At 52.0% G+C, this 17,174-nt stretch carries 15 protein-coding genes; 10 read left to right on the top strand and 5 right to left on the bottom strand.

All coding sequences use genetic code 11. The features are described 5' to 3' along the window. Window positions 1-457: 457 nt before the first annotated feature. The 9 genes from NSQ24_RS19430 (at window position 458) to NSQ24_RS19390 (ending at window position 11,322) form a co-directional block, all read left to right on the top strand. Entirely contained in the window at window positions 458-2,551 is a 2,094-nt protein-coding gene (locus tag NSQ24_RS19430) for a carbon starvation CstA family protein (RefSeq protein ID WP_003389037.1), read from the top strand. After that, complete coding sequence (locus tag NSQ24_RS19425) at window positions 2,548-2,760, top strand: YbdD/YjiX family protein (RefSeq protein WP_003389039.1); 213 nt, start codon at window positions 2,548-2,550, stop codon at window positions 2,758-2,760. Before NSQ24_RS19430 ends, NSQ24_RS19425 begins: the two co-directional genes overlap by 4 nt. A 214-nt stretch (window positions 2,761-2,974) precedes the next feature. Further along, on the top strand, window positions 2,975-3,793 hold the full coding sequence (locus tag NSQ24_RS19420) for an inositol monophosphatase family protein (protein ID WP_339166412.1): 819 nt from the start codon (window positions 2,975-2,977) through the stop codon (window positions 3,791-3,793). A gap of 142 nt (window positions 3,794-3,935) precedes the next feature. Then, a complete protein-coding gene (locus tag NSQ24_RS19415; protein ID WP_024985259.1) occupies window positions 3,936-5,381 on the top strand; it encodes an IS1182 family transposase in 1,446 nt (481 codons plus the stop codon). 104 nt (window positions 5,382-5,485) lie between these two features. Beyond that, entirely contained in the window at window positions 5,486-7,039 is a 1,554-nt protein-coding gene (locus NSQ24_RS19410; protein WP_339166410.1) for a spore germination protein, read from the top strand. 48 nt (window positions 7,040-7,087) lie between these two features. After that, on the top strand, window positions 7,088-8,227 hold the full coding sequence (locus NSQ24_RS19405; RefSeq protein ID WP_024983863.1) for a Ger(x)C family spore germination protein: 1,140 nt from the start codon (window positions 7,088-7,090) through the stop codon (window positions 8,225-8,227). A gap of 27 nt (window positions 8,228-8,254) precedes the next feature. Further along, window positions 8,255-8,494, top strand: a complete 240-nt coding sequence (locus NSQ24_RS19400; protein ID WP_227278493.1) for a hypothetical protein — start codon at window positions 8,255-8,257, stop codon at window positions 8,492-8,494. Between the two features lie 5 nt (window positions 8,495-8,499). Continuing rightward, complete coding sequence (locus NSQ24_RS19395; RefSeq protein ID WP_157211826.1) at window positions 8,500-9,639, top strand: endospore germination permease; 1,140 nt, start codon at window positions 8,500-8,502, stop codon at window positions 9,637-9,639. Window positions 9,640-9,948: 309 nt separating this feature from the next. Next, the gene (locus NSQ24_RS19390) at window positions 9,949-11,322 is read left to right on the top strand and encodes a peptide MFS transporter (protein WP_339166409.1); all 1,374 of its coding nucleotides are present in this window, start codon (window positions 9,949-9,951) and stop codon (window positions 11,320-11,322) included. Window positions 11,323-11,384: 62 nt separating this feature from the next. Here NSQ24_RS19390 and NSQ24_RS19385 read toward each other — a convergent pair whose 3' ends face one another. The 5 genes from NSQ24_RS19385 to NSQ24_RS19365 all read right to left on the bottom strand — a co-directional run bounded on the left by NSQ24_RS19385 (window position 11,385) and on the right by NSQ24_RS19365 (window position 16,129). Next, window positions 11,385-12,098: a GDSL-type esterase/lipase family protein gene (locus NSQ24_RS19385; protein WP_003389047.1), complete on the bottom strand. Its 714-nt coding sequence runs from the start codon at window positions 12,096-12,098 to the stop codon at window positions 11,385-11,387. A gap of 713 nt (window positions 12,099-12,811) precedes the next feature. Next, a complete protein-coding gene (locus tag NSQ24_RS19380) occupies window positions 12,812-13,549 on the bottom strand; it encodes an amino acid ABC transporter ATP-binding protein (RefSeq protein ID WP_039071254.1) in 738 nt (245 codons plus the stop codon). A 14-nt stretch (window positions 13,550-13,563) separates the two neighbouring features. Beyond that, entirely contained in the window at window positions 13,564-14,262 is a 699-nt protein-coding gene (locus NSQ24_RS19375) for an amino acid ABC transporter permease (protein WP_003389050.1), read from the bottom strand. Continuing rightward, window positions 14,249-15,097 (bottom strand): amino acid ABC transporter substrate-binding protein, encoded by an 849-nt coding sequence (locus tag NSQ24_RS19370; RefSeq protein ID WP_172920258.1) that lies wholly within the window; start codon window positions 15,095-15,097, stop codon window positions 14,249-14,251. Before NSQ24_RS19370 ends, NSQ24_RS19375 begins: the two co-directional genes overlap by 14 nt. A 198-nt stretch (window positions 15,098-15,295) precedes the next feature. Further along, window positions 15,296-16,129 (bottom strand): transporter substrate-binding domain-containing protein, encoded by an 834-nt coding sequence (locus NSQ24_RS19365; RefSeq protein WP_339166406.1) that lies wholly within the window; start codon window positions 16,127-16,129, stop codon window positions 15,296-15,298. A gap of 353 nt (window positions 16,130-16,482) precedes the next feature. Here NSQ24_RS19365 and NSQ24_RS19360 point away from each other — a divergent pair, with 353 nt between their 5' ends. Further along, window positions 16,483-17,130 carry a queuosine precursor transporter gene (locus NSQ24_RS19360; RefSeq protein ID WP_024983868.1) on the top strand — a complete coding sequence of 216 codons (648 nt, stop codon included), beginning with the start codon at window positions 16,483-16,485 and terminating at the stop codon, window positions 17,128-17,130. Window positions 17,131-17,174: the final 44 nt, after the last annotated feature.

Here is a 17,174-nt window from a genome sequence, read left to right as displayed (position 1 = left end):
CAAAAAAGCATGTATCCGGGAATATGGCTTTTGCTGCGGCAGCGGCCACTTGCCCGGATACATGCTTTTATCCTTTTATTGACATGGATTCCGTTATCTTTCTACATCATCTGGAAAGCCCAAAATAAGGCGGACAATGCCAATAATCCCGCCAGCCAGGTGAAGCTTTTCCGTGTCCACCAAAATAGCCAAATAGCCCCGATGCCTGCGATGATCAACAGAAAAGGCTCATTGCCCTTTTGCCACCAGGAAATCAGCAGAGTGGGAACAAGTCCAAACAGTGTAGAAAAGACGCTTTCATGAGCCGTTTCGTTTCAACCCTGCATTTTCTCCTTTCGTGCTCGATTTTTTACTGTTCAGACAATTTTTGTTTTTTTGATGTACAACCGTGTGATAGGGTAGGTTGAGGTCTTATTCCTCATGTTCCTATTCATCATTTTACAAGGGGGAGAAAGGAATGAAAAAATGGCTTCTCTCAGTCCTGATCTGGGGCGGGGTTGCTGCGCTGGGGGCAGTTGCCTTCGGCTTTCTGGCCCTGTCACGCGGTGAATCCGTCAACTCGTTCTGGCTGCTGACAGCTGCGATCTGTTCGTACGCTGTCGCGTATCGCTTCTACAGCAGGTTCATCGCCCGGAAGATCATGGGACTCGATGACAATCGGGCTACACCTGCAGAAGTGAATAATGACGGGAAGGACTTTGTTCCGACCAACAAATGGGTCTTGTTCGGGCATCACTTCGCGGCCATCGCCGGTGCCGGGCCGCTCGTCGGACCGACATTGGCCGCGCAAATGGGCTACCTGCCGGGGACGATCTGGATTATCGTCGGGGTCGTCATCGGCGGAGCGGTACAGGACTTTATCATCCTGTTCGGCTCGATGCGGCGCAATGGAAAGTCGCTTGGCCAGATTGCCAAGGAAGAGATCGGTCCTTTTGGCGGGGCGCTTGCCCTGATCGGGATCGTAGCAATCATGGTGATTTTGATTGCCGTATTGGCCATGGTCGTTGTCAATGCGCTGGCTGAATCGCCATGGGCGACATTTACCATCTTTATGACGCTGCCGATTGCCATTCTGATGGGGCTGTACATGCGGTACATTCGCCCCGGGCGAGTCATGGAAGGCTCGCTGATCGGACTTGTGCTTCTGTTCCTGTCTCTGTGGTGGGGACAGGCGGTCGCTGAATCTCCTACCTGGGGACCTGCGTTTACCTTTAGCAAGGTTCAGCTCGCCTGGATGATTATCGCTTACGGGTTCGTCGCGTCTGTCCTGCCTGTCTGGCTGCTGCTGGCGCCTCGCGATTACTTAAGCTCGTTTTTGAAGGTCGGAACGATTGCCGTTCTCGCTGTAGGGATCGTGCTGACGCTGCCGCCGCTGGAGATGCCGGCTCTGACGAAATTTATCGACGGAACCGGTCCTGTCTTTGCCGGAAACCTGTTCCCGTTCCTGTTTATTACCATCGCCTGCGGAGCCGTCTCCGGTTTCCATGCGCTCGTCTCTTCCGGTACAACTCCGAAGATGATTGCCAAGGAATCGCATGCGCCGATGATCGGCTACGGCGGGATGCTGATGGAATCTGCTGTCGCGATTATGGCGATGATTGCGGCTTGCGTACTGACACCTGGTGTCTACTTCGCCATTAACTCGCCGGCTGCGGTAATTGGGGTGGATGCGGTCGCCGCCGCACAGACGATTTCGAGCTGGGGCTTTACGATCACTCCCGATGTGATTACGACACTCGCACAGGACATCAACGAAAAAACGATTTTGTCCCGAACGGGCGGAGCTCCTTCGCTGGCCATCGGGATGGCGACCATTTTCTCTACGGTGTTGGGTGGAAAGGCTTTAATGGCGTTCTGGTATCACTTTGCGATCTTGTTTGAAGCCGTTTTCATTTTGACGACAATCGATGCTGGTACGCGTGTCGGACGCTTCATGGTTCAGGACATGCTGGGCAATATTTTCCCGAAAATGAAGCAGGTAGACTGGCTGCCGGGGAACCTGATCGGCTCCGCCGTCATCACGGCAGGCTGGGGATACTTCCTCTACCAAGGGGTTGTCGATCCGCTGGGCGGAATTTATACCCTGTGGCCGCTGTTCGGTATCGCCAACCAGATGCTGGCTGCAATCGCCTTCGTTGTCGGTACGACGCTCATTATCAAAATGGGCAAGGCGCGGTACGCCTGGGTCACCTTGCTGCCGATGGTTTGGCTGACGTCAGCTACACTGACCGCTGCATGGCAAAAGCTGTTCCACGCCGATCCGAAGATCAGCTTCCTGGCTCACGCAGATGCATTCCAAAAGGCGCTTGATGCCGGAACGCTTCCTGCGGGTGTCAAGACAGTGGAGGCAGCCCAGAAGATGATCCTGAATGACCAGATTGACGCTGCCGTCTGCGCGATTTTCATGGCGATCATCATCGGGATTATTGCCGACGGGATACGGCTGTGGATCAGCATTTTGCGCGGAAAGAAATTCGAGCTTCACGAATCCCCGTACATTCAATCCAAAGGGGACAATTACTACGACGGCAAAGGACATTCCATCGCATGAGAAAAAGGTGGAGAACGATCAAAAAGTCCCTTCGTCAGATCAGCTCGATCATCAAGACCATCTTCGGCATGCCGGACTACGATCGTTATCTGCAGCATTGGTACCAGACCCACGCCAAACCTGGGTACTTTCCGATGACGGAAAGAGAGTACTATATTTACGCGCTGCGTGAGCGCTATGAAAAAGGCGGAGTGACCCGCTGCTGTTAGCTGCTGTCGCTCATCACTGCCGGTAGCGGTTGCTTGCCAGCGCTGTTCCTTACTTACAGATGTTCCCTGCAGCATCCTGCAAGACCAGACGGGAGGCCAATCAACAGGCCTCCTATGACTTTTTGCCGGGCTTTCATCAGGTGGACAGCAGGGTGTATCAGCAGGGAAAGTATGGTACACTAGAGGCAAAGTCAAGATGTGGGTGGCGATACGTGTGCATGCAACAACCTTGGAGGCACTCAAGGACCTCGCTCTGGATTGTGCCAGAAGCGCGGGAGAACTCAGTCTCAGACGAATGAAGCAGCCTTTTACTGTCGAATATAAAACATCCGCTTCAGATCTTGTCACAGCTGTGGACAAGGAAGTGGAGAAGCATGTTATCGATGCGATTCTGCGCCAGTATCCCGAGCATGGCATACTGGGCGAGGAGCGAACGTTTACGGGAGATCCCGGCGAGTATGACACTTTATGGGTCATCGATCCGATTGATGGAACGACCAATTTTGTTCATCAGCAGATCAACTTTGCTGTTTCCATTGCCGTTTATCACAAAGGGGAGGGATTGATCGGCGTCGTCTATGATCCATCCCGGGATGAGATGTTTCACGCAGTAAAGGGGCAAGGCGCTTATTTGAATGGCCAAAGACTGCGTCTGGAAAAGACCGTTTCCTTGGAGGAAGCTTTGCTTTGTACCAGCGTTTTCTGGAACAAACAAGCGGAACAAATGGGGATTGACCTGATCGTGAAAAAATTGGCCGGCAAGGTGCGAGGCATGCGTCTGCTGGGCAGCGCTGCCCTGGAAATGGCGTACGTGGCGGCAGGACGACTCGACGGGTATGTCAGCCTCTCGCTGAACGCCTGGGATTTTGGAGCGGGGAGAATTCTGGTAGAAGAAGCAGGAGGCAAGGTGACCACAATGGACGGGAAGCCGTTGCCGTTTGATCGGAAAAGCAGCGTCATGGCTTGCAACACGACGTTTTACGAAGAACTACAGCACTACATCCAATCGGAGCAGGACGCCGATCCTTCCTGATTCCATCATACTGCTCATAAAAACTGCCTGTCGGGCAGCTTCAGCCTGTAGACAAAGTTCCGTAAGGAACAGGGTCTGCAGGCTTTTTTGTTGAATATAGAACATGTTACGTTTTCAAAAGTTATTTTTTAGAGGTGGCATTATGCTTAATAAGCAAGAGGCCGAAGGGCGTTATCAGATATCTGCATTCTCGCTAGATGAGTTGGTGCCAGAAGATCATCTCGTAAGAAAAATTGAAAATGCAATCGACTTTTCGTTCATCTATGACTTGGTGGAAAGCCTCTACTGTCATGACAATGGCAGACCCAGTGTTGACCCTGTAGTCTTAGTTAAAATTGCTTTCATCCAATATATTTTTGGAATTCGTTCCATGCGACAAACGATTAAAGAGATCGAAACCAATGTTGCCTATCGGTGGTTTATTGGCTATGATTTCAGTCAGCCCATTCCCCATTTCACGACCCTAGGCAAGAACTATGTTCGCCGTTTTCGGGATACTCAACTCTTCGAGTCGATCTTCCTTCGAATATTGGAGGAGGCGGTTCATCATGGATTCGTGAAGCCTGATGTGCTTTTCATTGATGCTACGCATGTAAAAGCCAGTGCGAATAAGCATAAATACGTGAAAGAAATCGTTGAAGAACAAGCGAAGAAATATCAAGAGCTGCTGGACGAAGAAATCAATCAGGATCGTATTGCACATGGAAAGAAGCCCCTTGAAAAAAAGACAGAAACTTCGAAGAAGGAGGTGAAAGTCAGCACAACTGACCCGGATTGCGGATTGTTTGTAAAAGGGGAAAAGGAACGTGTATTTGCTTATAGTTTTCATACAGCATGTGATCGAAATGGATTTGTGCTTGGTGCCAAGGTAACGCCAGGCAATGTGCATGACAGTCAGGTTTTTGAGGATGTTTTGAATCAAGTGCGAAAGACGTTTGCACAGCCTCAAGCTGTGGCAGTGGACTCGGGATACAAGACGCCTTACATCAGTAAAACACTCCTTGATGACCAGATTCGCCCCGTTATGCCCTACACAAGACCACGCACCAAAGAAGGTTTTTTTAAAAAGCACGAATATGTGTATGATGAATATTTCGACTGCTACATCTGCCCGAACGAGCAAATCTTAACATATGAGACAACAAACAAGGATGGGTACCGTATCTATCGATCAAATTCTCAAGTTTGCCGAAGTTGTCCGTTCTTGAAACAATGCACGGAAAGTAAAGACTACACAAAGAGAGTGAGTCGCCACATCTGGGCTGATTACCTCGAAGAGGTAGACCACCTCCGGCATACCGAGGAAAACAAACAAATCTATAGCAAACGGAAAGAAACGATTGAACGTGTATTCGCTGATATGAAGGAAAAGCATGGCATGCGTTGGACGACCTTACGAGGACTGGAGAAGGTCACGATGCAGGCGATGCTTGTTTTCGCTGCCATGAACTTGAAAAAAATGGCGACCTGGCTATGGAAATCAGGTCGCCAAAAGGTGAACGATCAAAACACCTTCGGTATTTTCATCAAATTATTAAACAAACTCCCTCTGCTGTTCGTTCAGCGAGGGAGTTTGTCTGCAACCTGAAACTGCCTGTCGGGCAGTTTTTTTATTTTGCCTCCGTACCATTGGAGAAGCGGTTATAAAAGGTAGGGGGAAAGTCAACAATGGAGGAAAAAAGGAGATGCCGCATGATTTTCTCGAGATCATGGAAAAAGCGGAAGCTCCGCTCAGGGGGGCACTTGTCTTCCCTGTCTTTTCAGCCCGGCTCAGACGAGAGGGGACTGACGCCGCTGTCTTTCGAGCTGGAAAGCAATTTGCACATTCTCCGAAACATTTTCGCCGATTGCACGGATGTTCTTTTTCATGATTTTTGGATAAGTGGAAGCCGGAGAGCCATCCTGATCTACATCAATGGCACCGCCAATCAGGAGGAACTCAATCAACAGGTGCTGACCCCCTTGCTGGAGGGGCGGAGGAGATCGGCCGGGTCCCCTTTGTTTCACGGGATCATCCCCGTAGCCTCCGGAAGCGAGATCGGGACTATCGAGGAGACCGTCAGACACGTCATGGACGGCAATCCTGTCATTTTGACGGATGGAGAAAACACTGCGACCTCGGTCGGATTAACCAAGTGGGAGACGCGCTCAGTCGAGGAGCCTATCGCCGAATCTGTCGTTCGCGGACCAAGAGAAGGCTTCGTGGAAACCGTAGAAATCAACACCTCGCTTTTGCGGAAAAGATTGCGCACTCCGCTTTTGAAGATGAAGTCCTACAAATTGGGGAGCATCTCCCATACCGAAGTGGTAATCGCCTACCTTCAGGGAGTCGCGGAGAAAGCGCTGGTCGATGAGGTGGAAAAACGTTTGCGCAGCATACGGATCGACGGGGTATTGGACAGCGGAGATTTGGAGGAGCTGCTGCAGGACAACCCGTATTCTCCTTTTCCGCAGCTTCTGTCGACCGAGAGGCCGGATATTGCCTGCTCTCAATTATTGGAGGGCAGAGTCGTCATCCTCGTCGAGGGCTCGCCGATCGCCGTGGTGGCTCCGACGACCTTTTACTCCTTTCTGCAATCTCCCGAGGATTATTACGAGCGCTATTTCTTTGGCACCGTGATCAGGTGGCTGCGCTATCTGTTCTTGTTTATTGCGCTGCTTGGCCCCTCCTTTTATGTGGCAATCGTTTCTTTTCATCAGGAAATGATTCCGACGGCGCTGCTTTTGACGATGGCCAACTCCCGGGAGCTTGTTCCATTCCCTGCGTTGTTGGAAGCGCTTTTGATGGAGATCACCTTTGAAGCGTTGCGGGAAGCGGGTGTCCGCCTGCCCAAGCAGGTCGGGGCGGCGGTCAGCATCGTAGGTGCCCTCGTTATCGGGCAAGCGGCGATTGAAGCAGGGCTCGTCTCTTCGCCGATGGTCATGGTTGTCGCAATCACTGGCATCGCGTCTTTTATCATTCCTCATTACACGCTTGGAGTGGCGATCAGAATTCTGCGTTTTCCGATCATGCTGCTCTCCGGCATTTTTGGCATTATGGGGCTGATGCTGGGACTGCTGATGCTGCTCACGCATCTGTTTACCCTGCGATCCTTTGGCGTCCCGTATTTAAGCCCGCTTGCGCCGTTAAACCTGCAGGAGCTGTCCGACGTGATGGCGAGAGTGCCTCTCTGGATGACGGATGCGTCGGTGGATGAGCACAGGGGCAAGAATACAGGCCGCGATCAAGAGCCCGATACTACCTAGCAGGTAGGCAGAAGGAGCGGCGAAGACGAGGATGAAAAAGGCTGTCGGATGAAGGAGGAGCGGCAAGGAGTGAAGGTGTACCGGTTGCTTGGAGTCGTTCTTCTGCTGCTTGGCTTGACCGGTTGTTGGGATCGCAAAGAAATTAATGACATCGCGATTATTACTGCAGCGGGTGTCGACCTGACCGAAGACAAAAAGGTAGAGCTATCGGTCCAGCTCTATGTCAATCACGCGGGCAGACAGCAGGAAGAGGCCGACCAAACCGTCGTGCAATCAGCGACAGGCATCACTCTGGCCGACGCGGTAGAAAGTCTGCAGGACACGCTTTCCGCACAAGTTTTTTGGGGCCATACGGAGGTGTTTATCTTTGGCAGGGACATCGCAAGAACGGGAATTGAAGGCCATGTCGATTATTTTTTTCGGCAGCCGGGTCCTCGCGGGCTTGCCTATTTGTTCGTGAGCAGAGGCAAGGCCAAAGATATTTTGAAGCAAAAGCCGCCGCTTGAGAGAAGCAGCTCCAAGTCGCTCGAAGAGATCGCCAAGGCCCAAAAAGGTGAAGGCGTGACCTTAAAAGAGCTGGCCCAGATGATGGAGAATCCGGCAAAAGTATCGATCATTCCCCTGGTGGCAACATTGCCGGAGCAAGATGGCGGGCCAGTTCCCTACATCTACGGAATGGGCGTGCTGAAAAAAGGGAAGTGGGCGGGGCAAATGGACGAGAGGGAAGCGCAAGGGGTGCTGTGGCTTCGAAACAGGATCAAATTTGTCATGATCACCATTCCGATCGAAAAGCATAAGGGATATGTTTCTCTGAAGATGGTCAGGGGCAGGGCAGTTCTCAGCCCGCAGGTCAAAAACAGCAAGTGGTCCATGCAGGTCAAACTGCACGCCGAATACGATGTCAGACAAAATACGACGAATCTGAATATGACCATACCGGCAGATGTCTCCATCGTAGAGTCCTACGCCGCCGCATATACTCGGTCGGTCATAAAAGCTTCCCTGAACAAAGCACAGAATGTCCTGCATGCGGACGTGTTCGATTTTTCCGGCGTCTTTCATCGAAAGTACCCGCAGGAATGGAAAAAAGCCGTAGCAGATTGGGAACGCACCTTCTCCGAGATCGAGGTGGACATTCAGTCGACAGCCGAAGTGCTGCGACCCGGGGTGTCCAATCCCCATCAATAAAAAAGGGGCTGGGGCATATTGAAGTGGGTGGGTGTAGCCGCGCTGACCGTTTTGGCACTCGTGCTTGCATGGTACGAGCTTCCGCGGTTGACGGCAGAAATGAAGCGGGAACGAACCGTATTTTTGGTCATCACAGTGACAGGATGGGGGCTGGGAAGCTTGCTGATTTTTTTTCCGGAAATGCCAGGACTGACCCAGCTCGTGGATTTCCTTTACAGACCGCTTTATCCCTTGATCGGGAAAGGGTCCGGTAACGCAGGGGAGTAATGGACATGCTGGATCGAGGCAAAATTTCTGTTCTGCAAATGTGCCTGTCGATGTATTTGATGGTCGGGGCTACGGCCATTCTTATCATTCCGGCGATTACAGCGAAGGAAGCAAAGCAAGACATGTGGATTTCTCCCTTTTGGGGGTCGCTGTCCGGTTTTTTGGCTGTATGGCTGGCTTGGTCGCTTTACAGGTTGACCCCCGGCAAATCGATCATTCAAACCGGAGAGGCGGTTCTGGGACCCCGTTTGGGAAAGGCAGCTGCTCTTCTGTACATTCTTTTTTTGGTGCACGGAGCAGGCCTGATTGTCCGTGAATACGGCGAATTTATCGTCGGTACGATCTTGCTGAAAACGCCGATTGTGGTCGTGATGGGCAGCATCGTGCTCACGGCAGCATTCGCAGTGCGCTCCGGGATCGAGGTGTTGGGGCGCTTTTCTCTCTTGCTCGGTCCGCTCTTTGGTCTCTTTTTGATCGGGATTGTTTTGCTGCTCATTCCGCGGTATGAGCCGACTCATATGCTTCCCGTTATGGAGAACGGGCTTAGACCTTCCCTGGCTGGTGCCGTAACGCCGTTAACCTGGTTTATGGAATTTCTCTTTATTTCCTTTCTCTTTCCGCATCTGCGTGCAGAGGAAACGCATAAAGCGTTGAGAGCGGGGATGTGGGCCGTTGCATTGATGCTGGTCACGATGGTCATCGCGAATCTGTCCGCTCTGTTTCTGTTTGGAGAAATAACCGGAAGGATGTTTTTTCCGGTCTTCAATGCATCCCACTATATCAGCATGGCAGAATTTTTGGAGCATCTCGATGCCATGGTAATGGCGCTGTGGGTCATGGGCGGTTTTTTTCAAATCTCGATGTGGTACTATGTGACCGTTATCAGTGTGGCTCAATGCTTTCACCTTTCGGATTACCGGCCGATCGTCTATTCCGTCGGCATTCTGATCATCGTGTTCAGCTTGTGGCTTGCTCCGGGATTCGCTGATCTGATCAATCTGTTTACCACCTCTGAGCCGTTTTACTCGGCGACCATGCAGATTTTGCTTCCTGCTCTGACCTTGATCATTGGGCTGATCAAGCGGCGGAGAAGGCCACTTTCAGCAGAAGCCGAAAAAGTGGTGAACCGAAAGGGAAATGGCTAAAGCGATGTGTCACGGGAATACAACGACGGGGGACTTTCCGATCCAGGAAAAGATCTGCGTCGTTTTCCTGATGTCAGGAAATCGGGCCACTCCCTTTCTGGCCTGTATAATCCTCCACTTTTTAACAAATAGTAAACAAAGAGATGGAGTACAGCATAAAAAATAACTAGGAATGACAAGGTTGACATATCATTATTCTATATAAATTTAACAATTATAAAAAGTAGTTAATATTTTTAATAAAAGTATATTCGAGAAAACTGTGATATGATTCATACGATAGTTGTCTGACATCTGGGAGGGACATCAATGGACGCAACTGTGAACTCACAGCAAGGGAAACAAAAACATCCTCCAGGATTGTATTTGTTGTTCTTTACGGAGCTTTGGGAACGCTTTAGCTATTACGGCATGCGCGCCCTGTTAACCCTGTATTTGACCACAGCGCTGATCAGCGGCGGACTAGGCTTTGAAAAGGGCTTGGCGTTGAGCATCTACGGCTTGTTTACCGGTGCCGTTTACTTTACGCCGATCATCGGCGGGTATTTGTCGGACCGGTATCTCGGCAGAAGACTGGCGATTACCATGGGCGGTATTACCATGGCAGTGGGGAACTTTCTTCTGTTCGCCGTACAGAGCACAACTGGATTGTATCTGGGCCTTGTTCTCCTGATTATTGGAAACGGTTTCTTCAAGCCGAATATCTCTACGCTGGTCGGTGAGCTTTACCCCGAAAATGACAAGCGCAGGGATGCCGCGTTTACGATTTTCTACATGGGGATCAACGTGGGAGCGCTCTTCGCACCGCTGATCTGCGGCTATTTGGCGGAGGAGCACTTCAAGACCGCGCTGGACGGTGTGGAAATGTACGGCTTCAAGTACGGGTTTTTGGCTGCCGCCATCGGGATGGTGATCGGTCAGATCGCTTTCAACCTGCTTGGCAACCGCTACCTGGGGGATATCGGCAAACAGCCGCTCGGAAAGAGTGAAGCTCCGGGGCAGCAGGAAGCCGCCAATCGGCCGCTCACCAAGAAGGAGAAGCAAAGAACCGCCGTCATCGTCATTTTGGCCTGTTTTGTCGTCTTTTTCTGGGCAGGATTTGAACAGGCGGGGAGCTCTTTGACACTGTACACAGACCTGTTTGTCGATCGTACCATTGGCGGCTGGGAGGTTCCGACCTCTTGGTTTCAATCCTTGAATCCGTTGTTTATTGTGCTTTTGGCACCCGTTATCTCCATGCTGTGGGTGAAGCTGGCCAACAGCAAGCGAGGCGACTTGAATATTCCTACGAAGATGGGACTGGGAATGATCCTGCTCGGTCTCGGGTACATGATTTTGCTGCTGGCTGTCATGCAGACCGGAAGCGACGAAAACAACATCCTGACAAAGTCAAATATTATGATTATTGTGTTGACCTACCTCATGCATACGCTCGGTGAGCTGTTCCTGTCTCCTGTCGGGCTGTCGATGGTCAGCAAGATCGCTCCGGTCAAACTCGCCTCGCTGTTGATGGGCGTATGGCTGGCAAGCTCCGGAGTGGCAAACATCCTGGCCGGCCAATTGGCCGCTTTTACACAGTCGCTCGGATACTTTGAAGTGTTTGATATCATCGGTTTGATGGCGATTGTACTGGGGCTGGTGCTCCTGCTCGTATCGCGCAAGCTGGTACGGATGATGGAATAACCTCATACAGAAGAAAGGACAGCTCGGGAGGCGGGCTGTCCTTTTTTGCTGTCTTCTTGTCCTTATCCGATTTCGATCCCGTGTGCGGCCAGCGTCTCCCGCAGGGCCCGGGCCATCAGGTCGTATCCGAGCACATGAGGATGGAGGCCGTCATCGGCGAGCTCCTCCCGCAAAGTGAGACCGTCTTCGTCAGTCATGTGCCGGTGGTAGTCCACAAAGATGATGTTTTCAGCGCGTGCGTATTCCTGCAAGGCTTTATTGATGCTGGCGACCAGCTCGTTTCGCAAGCTGTTTTTGGCGTAGCGCTCCATCCGGGTCGGAAGCAGGGAACAGAGAATCGGAGCAATCCCGTTTTCTCTGGCTTGCGTCAACATGGCAGCCAGATCGTCGACGATTTCTTGCTGTATGTGCTCCGGCTGCTTGCGGTCCTCTGGCAGCCACTCGTCCAGGGCCCACGTGTTATTGATGCCGAGAAGGATGATCGCGTAAGCAGGGCGGAGCTGCACCACATCAGCGGCAAACCTACGCAGGGCAAAAGCGGTCGTATCTCCGCCGATTCCCCGGTTGACTATGACACGGCCCGCACCGCCGAAATAGGTGTCGACGTCCCACCAGTGCGTAATCGAGTCCCCGAAAAAGACAAAATCAATTTTCCTTTGGTGATGCAGCAAGGCCTCATTGTGGAAATCAAATTCGTTGCGGCGTCTGTCGGCCGCAGCCTCGATGCCAAACAAGCCGGGCTTGAGCAAAGCTGGTCTGTTTTCTTTCACGTTCATTCTTTCCCTCCGATCCGAGACTAACGGGAGCTTCCGCAAGCTGTCCCCAGTTGCAACCGCACCTTCGCTATTTGAAAACGACAGATGGTGAGTAATGGCTTCAAGTCACGCACTTCCCTATCCTATCATGAGGTTCTGCCCTGTTTTGGCTTTTCCTGCTTGTGGTGCCCATAGGTCAGGGCAGCAAAAAAGCGGGCTTCCGGGGAAGCGCCGCATGTGGTCAGAAAAAGACCGCCCGTTGAAAGGGGGTCAACGGACGGCAATGGAGGACGATATGTCCATCGTAGGGTCTGACACCTCCCATCATAGGTTTTTCATGTTAAGAACAAATAGAGAAACGATAAAGGCTTTGTTAATTTTTTGGAAAGGGGAGGTCTGGAGCCTTTTTTGGCCTGATTTTTTGTCTTGTAGACGAGCATCCATACGAACAGGGAGACTCTCTCATATTCTGTGAAAAGGAGCGGCGTCGCCATTTCTGACGCCTGCTTCAGACAATCACAGAGGAGGCCATGCAAATGAGCGGAGGTTTTCACAATAACAATTTCATCTGGATCATCCTGATCATTGTTTTGATCTTCGCGTTCCTGGACGACTAATTTGTAAAAAAGAAAGAAGACCCTGCTTTCCAAGGAAGCGAGTCTTCTTTCTTTTACATAGACGATGCGGGAAAGCTATCACAAGATAACAGAAATCAATAGCTTGCACGCAGCGAATTATTTTTTCAAATGCTGGAGGAACTGGCGAGTCCGCTCTTCTTTCGGGCTCGCAAACAATTGCTCCGGCGCACCGCGCTCGACGATCACGCCCTGGTCCATAAAGATGACTTCATCTGCCACTTCGCGCGCAAATGCCATCTCATGCGTGACGACCACCATGGTCATCCCTTCGACAGCCAGCTCCTTCATGACCTTTAGCACTTCGCCGACCAGTTCGGGGTCGAGCGCGGAGGTAGGCTCGTCAAACAGCATTACTTTCGGGTCCATGGCGAGAGCGCGGGCGATCCCGACACGCTGCTGCTGGCCGCCGGATAGCTGAGCAGGGTAGTGGTCGAGCTTGTCAGCCAGTCCTACCTTGGACAGCAGCTGCGCCGCCTTGCCTCTTGCGGTCTCCGGTTTTTCTCCTTTTACGGTGACGGGGCCTTCCATGACATTTTGCAGCGCCGTCATGTGCGGGAACAAATTGTAGCTTTGGAAGACCATCCCGGTCTGCTTGCGCAGCTTCGGGATATCCGATTTTGCGACTTTGCGGGAAAAGTCAAGCTGGACATCGCCGATTTGCACGCTGCCCTCGGTCGGGATCTCCAGAGCGTTCAGGCAGCGGAGCAGCGTCGTTTTGCCGGAACCGGACGGCCCGATGATGACGACGACCTTTCCTTTCTCTACCGTCAGCGAGATGCCCTTGAGGACGTGCAGATCGTGAAATCGTTTATGAATGTTGCTGATAGTTATCATGCGTATGCTCCCCTCTAGGCGACGTAGCGGTCAAGCCTGTGCTCGATGCGATCCTGGATCGCCGAGAGTACCAGACAGATCAGCCAGTAGATCAGTGCCGCTTCTGAGTAGACCAGGAGCGGTTCATACGTAGCCGCTGCGATCTCCTGCGCTTTGCGAAACATCTCGGGAACGAGGATAGCCGCAGCGAGCGACGTATCCTTTACCAAGCTGATGTACGAGTTGGACAGAGGCGGGACAGACACGCGCGCCGCCTGCGGCAGGATAATGCGCACCAGCGCTTGCCGATACGTCATGCCGAGTGAATAGCCGGCTTCCCACTGTCCCTTTGGTATGGACAGGATCGCGGCCCGGACCACTTCCGAAGCGTAGGCGCCGACATTGAGAGAGAAGCCGATCACCGCTGATGGGAACGAATCGATCGTAACGCCGATGCTGGGCAGACCGAAAAAGATGATGAACAGTTGCACCAGCAACGGCGTTCCGCGAATGATCGAAACGTACGTGCGGGCGACGCCCACCAGCACTTTGTTGCCGGAAATTCGGGCCAGCGCCGTCAGGATGGCGATGACCAGCCCGATGGCGAACGAAATCAGGGAGAGGGACAGGGAGTACGTCAGAGCGCCTTTCAGAAGCGGCCAAAAGGAGCTCTGCGCAATCTCTACCCATCTGTCAAAGCGTTCCGGGTTGCCAAACAGGTTACTTAGAAACATCTGCACCAAACCATTTCTCGGAGATTTGTTGGAACGTACCGTCTTTCGTCATATCGTCAAGCGCTTTGTTGACCGCCTCTACGAGCTCGGTGCTGCCTTTGCGGAACAGAAAACCGTTTTTCGCCCCGTCCGGATGCTTGGCAATAATCTTGATCGGGGTATCCGGCTTTTGCTTCAGAAAATCGAGCAGGGACAAGCCGTCATTGATCGTGACGTCGACACGCTTGGAGACAAGTAGGTCGATCGCTTGGTTGAAGCCCTCCACAGCGACGATCTCTGCGCCGTTTTGCTTGGCGATGTCTGTCAGATTGCTGGTCAAGGTTTGCGCTGCTTTCAATCCTTTGATGCTGTCAAAGCCAGTGACGGTGTTGTTGTCCTTATGTGTCACCAGTACAGCAGTCGACACGGTGTAGGGGTTGGAAAAATCGTATTTCTCCTGACGATCCGGGCGGATGCCGACCTGGTTGGCGACGAGGTCAAACCGCTTGGAGTCGAGGCCGGCGAACATGGCATCCCACTGTGTTTCCTGGAAGACCGGTTCCACCCCGAGACGTTTGGCCACTTCGCTGATCACTTCTACGTCAAAACCGGTCAGCTTGCCGGATTGGTCGTGGAAAGTAAAGGGGGCATACGTCCCTTCCGTACCAATCACCAGTTTCCCTTCGGCTTTTACTTTATCCAACAGGTTTTGTTCTGCCTTTTGCTCGGAAGGGGCCTGTGCAGGAGCAGGGGCCGGAGCGGCGTTATTCGTTGTCGAAGCAGTGCCGGACGAGCCGCATCCCACGATGCCAAACATAAGAGAGGAGATGAGTGCGGAAAACAATAATTTTTTCATAAATAATCCCCCACTAAACCGATGTGATTTGTTTAGAACATACTAAAAGTCTTTGCCTGTTTTGTCAATAAAGAAATCAGCTCTAAAGGGCTGCGAAAAAGCGTCGGCTGTCAATCGGTTCCATCATGCAGAAGAAAAGTGGCAGATCTCTTCTCCGACGGGAAAAGAGACCGTGCCACCTGGTCAAGGGCAATGAGCTTACATGGAAATGTCCTCGCCAAACCATTTTTCCGAAATCTGCTTCAGCGTGCCATCCTTATGCATGGCATCCAGCGCTTTGTTGATCTCCTCGATCAGTTCGTTGCTGGTGCCTTTGCGGAACATGAAGCCGCAATTGAGGCCTTCTTCTTTGACTTTGACGATTTTGATCGGGGTATCCGGCTTTTGCTTCAGGAAGTCGAGAACAGACAGGTTGTCGTTCAGCACCACATCGACGCGTCTGCTTGCGATCAGCTCGATGGCGTTGTTGAAGTTGTCCACCGCGACGATTTCGGCGCCCAGCTCGCGAGCCATGTCGGCGTAGTTGCTTGTCATCGATTGCCCGGCTTTGAGGCCTTTGATGTCAGGAAAATCCTTTACCGTCTCGTTGTCTTTATGAGCGACGAGCACAGCGCGGGAAACGGAATACGGGGAAGAAAAGTCGTATTTCTCCTGACGGTCGGGACGAATGCCGACCTCATTGGCGATCAGGTCAAACCGCTTGGAATCGAGTCCCGCAAACATGGCATCCCATTGCGTCTCCTGGAAGACCGGTTCTACACCAAGGCGCTTCGCTACTTCCGTAGCCACGTCGATGTCATAGCCGGTCAGCTTGCCGGACTGGTCGTGGAAGGTAAAGGGAGCATAGGTGCCTTCTGTGCCGATCACCAGTTTGCCCTCGGCTTTTACTTTTTCCAACAGATTTTGAGGAGCAGCCGCCGATTGGTCAGGAGCTGCGGATTGATTTGGGTTTGCAGGCGCTGTAGAGTTGCCGCATCCAGCAATTCCGAGCAGTAAAGTCGAAATTAATGCTGTGAAAACAAGTTTTTTCATCGTGAATCCCCCACTAAGTTGATATGATTTTATGGATTCATACTAAAAGCCTTTCTTCTATTTGTCAATGAAAAGAGTGCGAGGGAGAAGAAAAGCACGGACAAGGTGAAAAGGAACAGAAACTCCCTCTTCTAAAAAGGATGTCCATTTGATATCCTGTTATAAGTCTACGAGACGCGAGAGTTCGGAATCCCCACCTCTCGTAAAACAAAACTAGGGGAGAGCAGTCGATTGCCTAAGGTCTGTTCTTATGGAAGCCGCTCTCCTGCATTTCGCGTGGAGGCGGCTTTTTTGCGTAGGTGAGCAGGATCGAGGCGGGCTGATTGCTCTTCGCTTTAGGAGGAACTGATCCGATGAATTTTCCACCGGAAGAGAAGCGTTTTCTCTACCTGACAGCGACGTTCATGACGTTGCTGGTTGTTGCCAACATCGTTTCGGCAAAGGTCATTGACCTGTGGGGCGTGATTTTGCCAGCCGCGGTTATTGGGTATCCGCTGACGTATCTGTTGACAGACGCGATCAGCGAGCTGTACGGGGAGGCACGGGCGCGCCAGGTCGTCTACGCAGGCTTTTGGGCCAACGCTCTGATGCTCCTCTTTGTCCAGGCGACGATTCTTCTGCCTCCTGCCGGCTTTTGGCCGCTCCAGGAGTCGTACGAATCCGTCATGGCTTCCTCCGCGCGCGTAGTCATTGCCAGCATGCTGTCCTATTTTGCCGCGCAAATGGCTGACGTCAAGGTCTTTCATTTCATTAAGCGGCGAACGGGGGAGAAGCATTTCTGGCTGCGCAAAAACGTATCGACTGCAATCAGTCAGTTGCTCGACACATCGATCTTTATTGTCATCGCTTTTTACGGGACGATGCCGACAGATGCCTTGCTGCAGATGATCATGTTTCAGTATTTGGTGAAAACGATGATTGCCGTCGTGGATACGCCGTTGTCCTATCTGGTCGTCAAAGGAGCGAGAAGGCAGCGAGCTGTCTCTGGCTTGGCCGGTTGAAGCGGGGAAAAGGCACAAGGAGCTTCCCGATCACGCAACAAAGC

The sequence above is a fragment of the Brevibacillus sp. FSL L8-0520 genome (assembly GCF_037963895.1).
GTDB lineage: Bacteria > Bacillota > Bacilli > Brevibacillales > Brevibacillaceae > Brevibacillus > Brevibacillus borstelensis.
The sequence above is the reverse complement of the archived record's forward strand: the minus strand, read 5'-3'. Positions and strand labels throughout refer to the sequence as shown.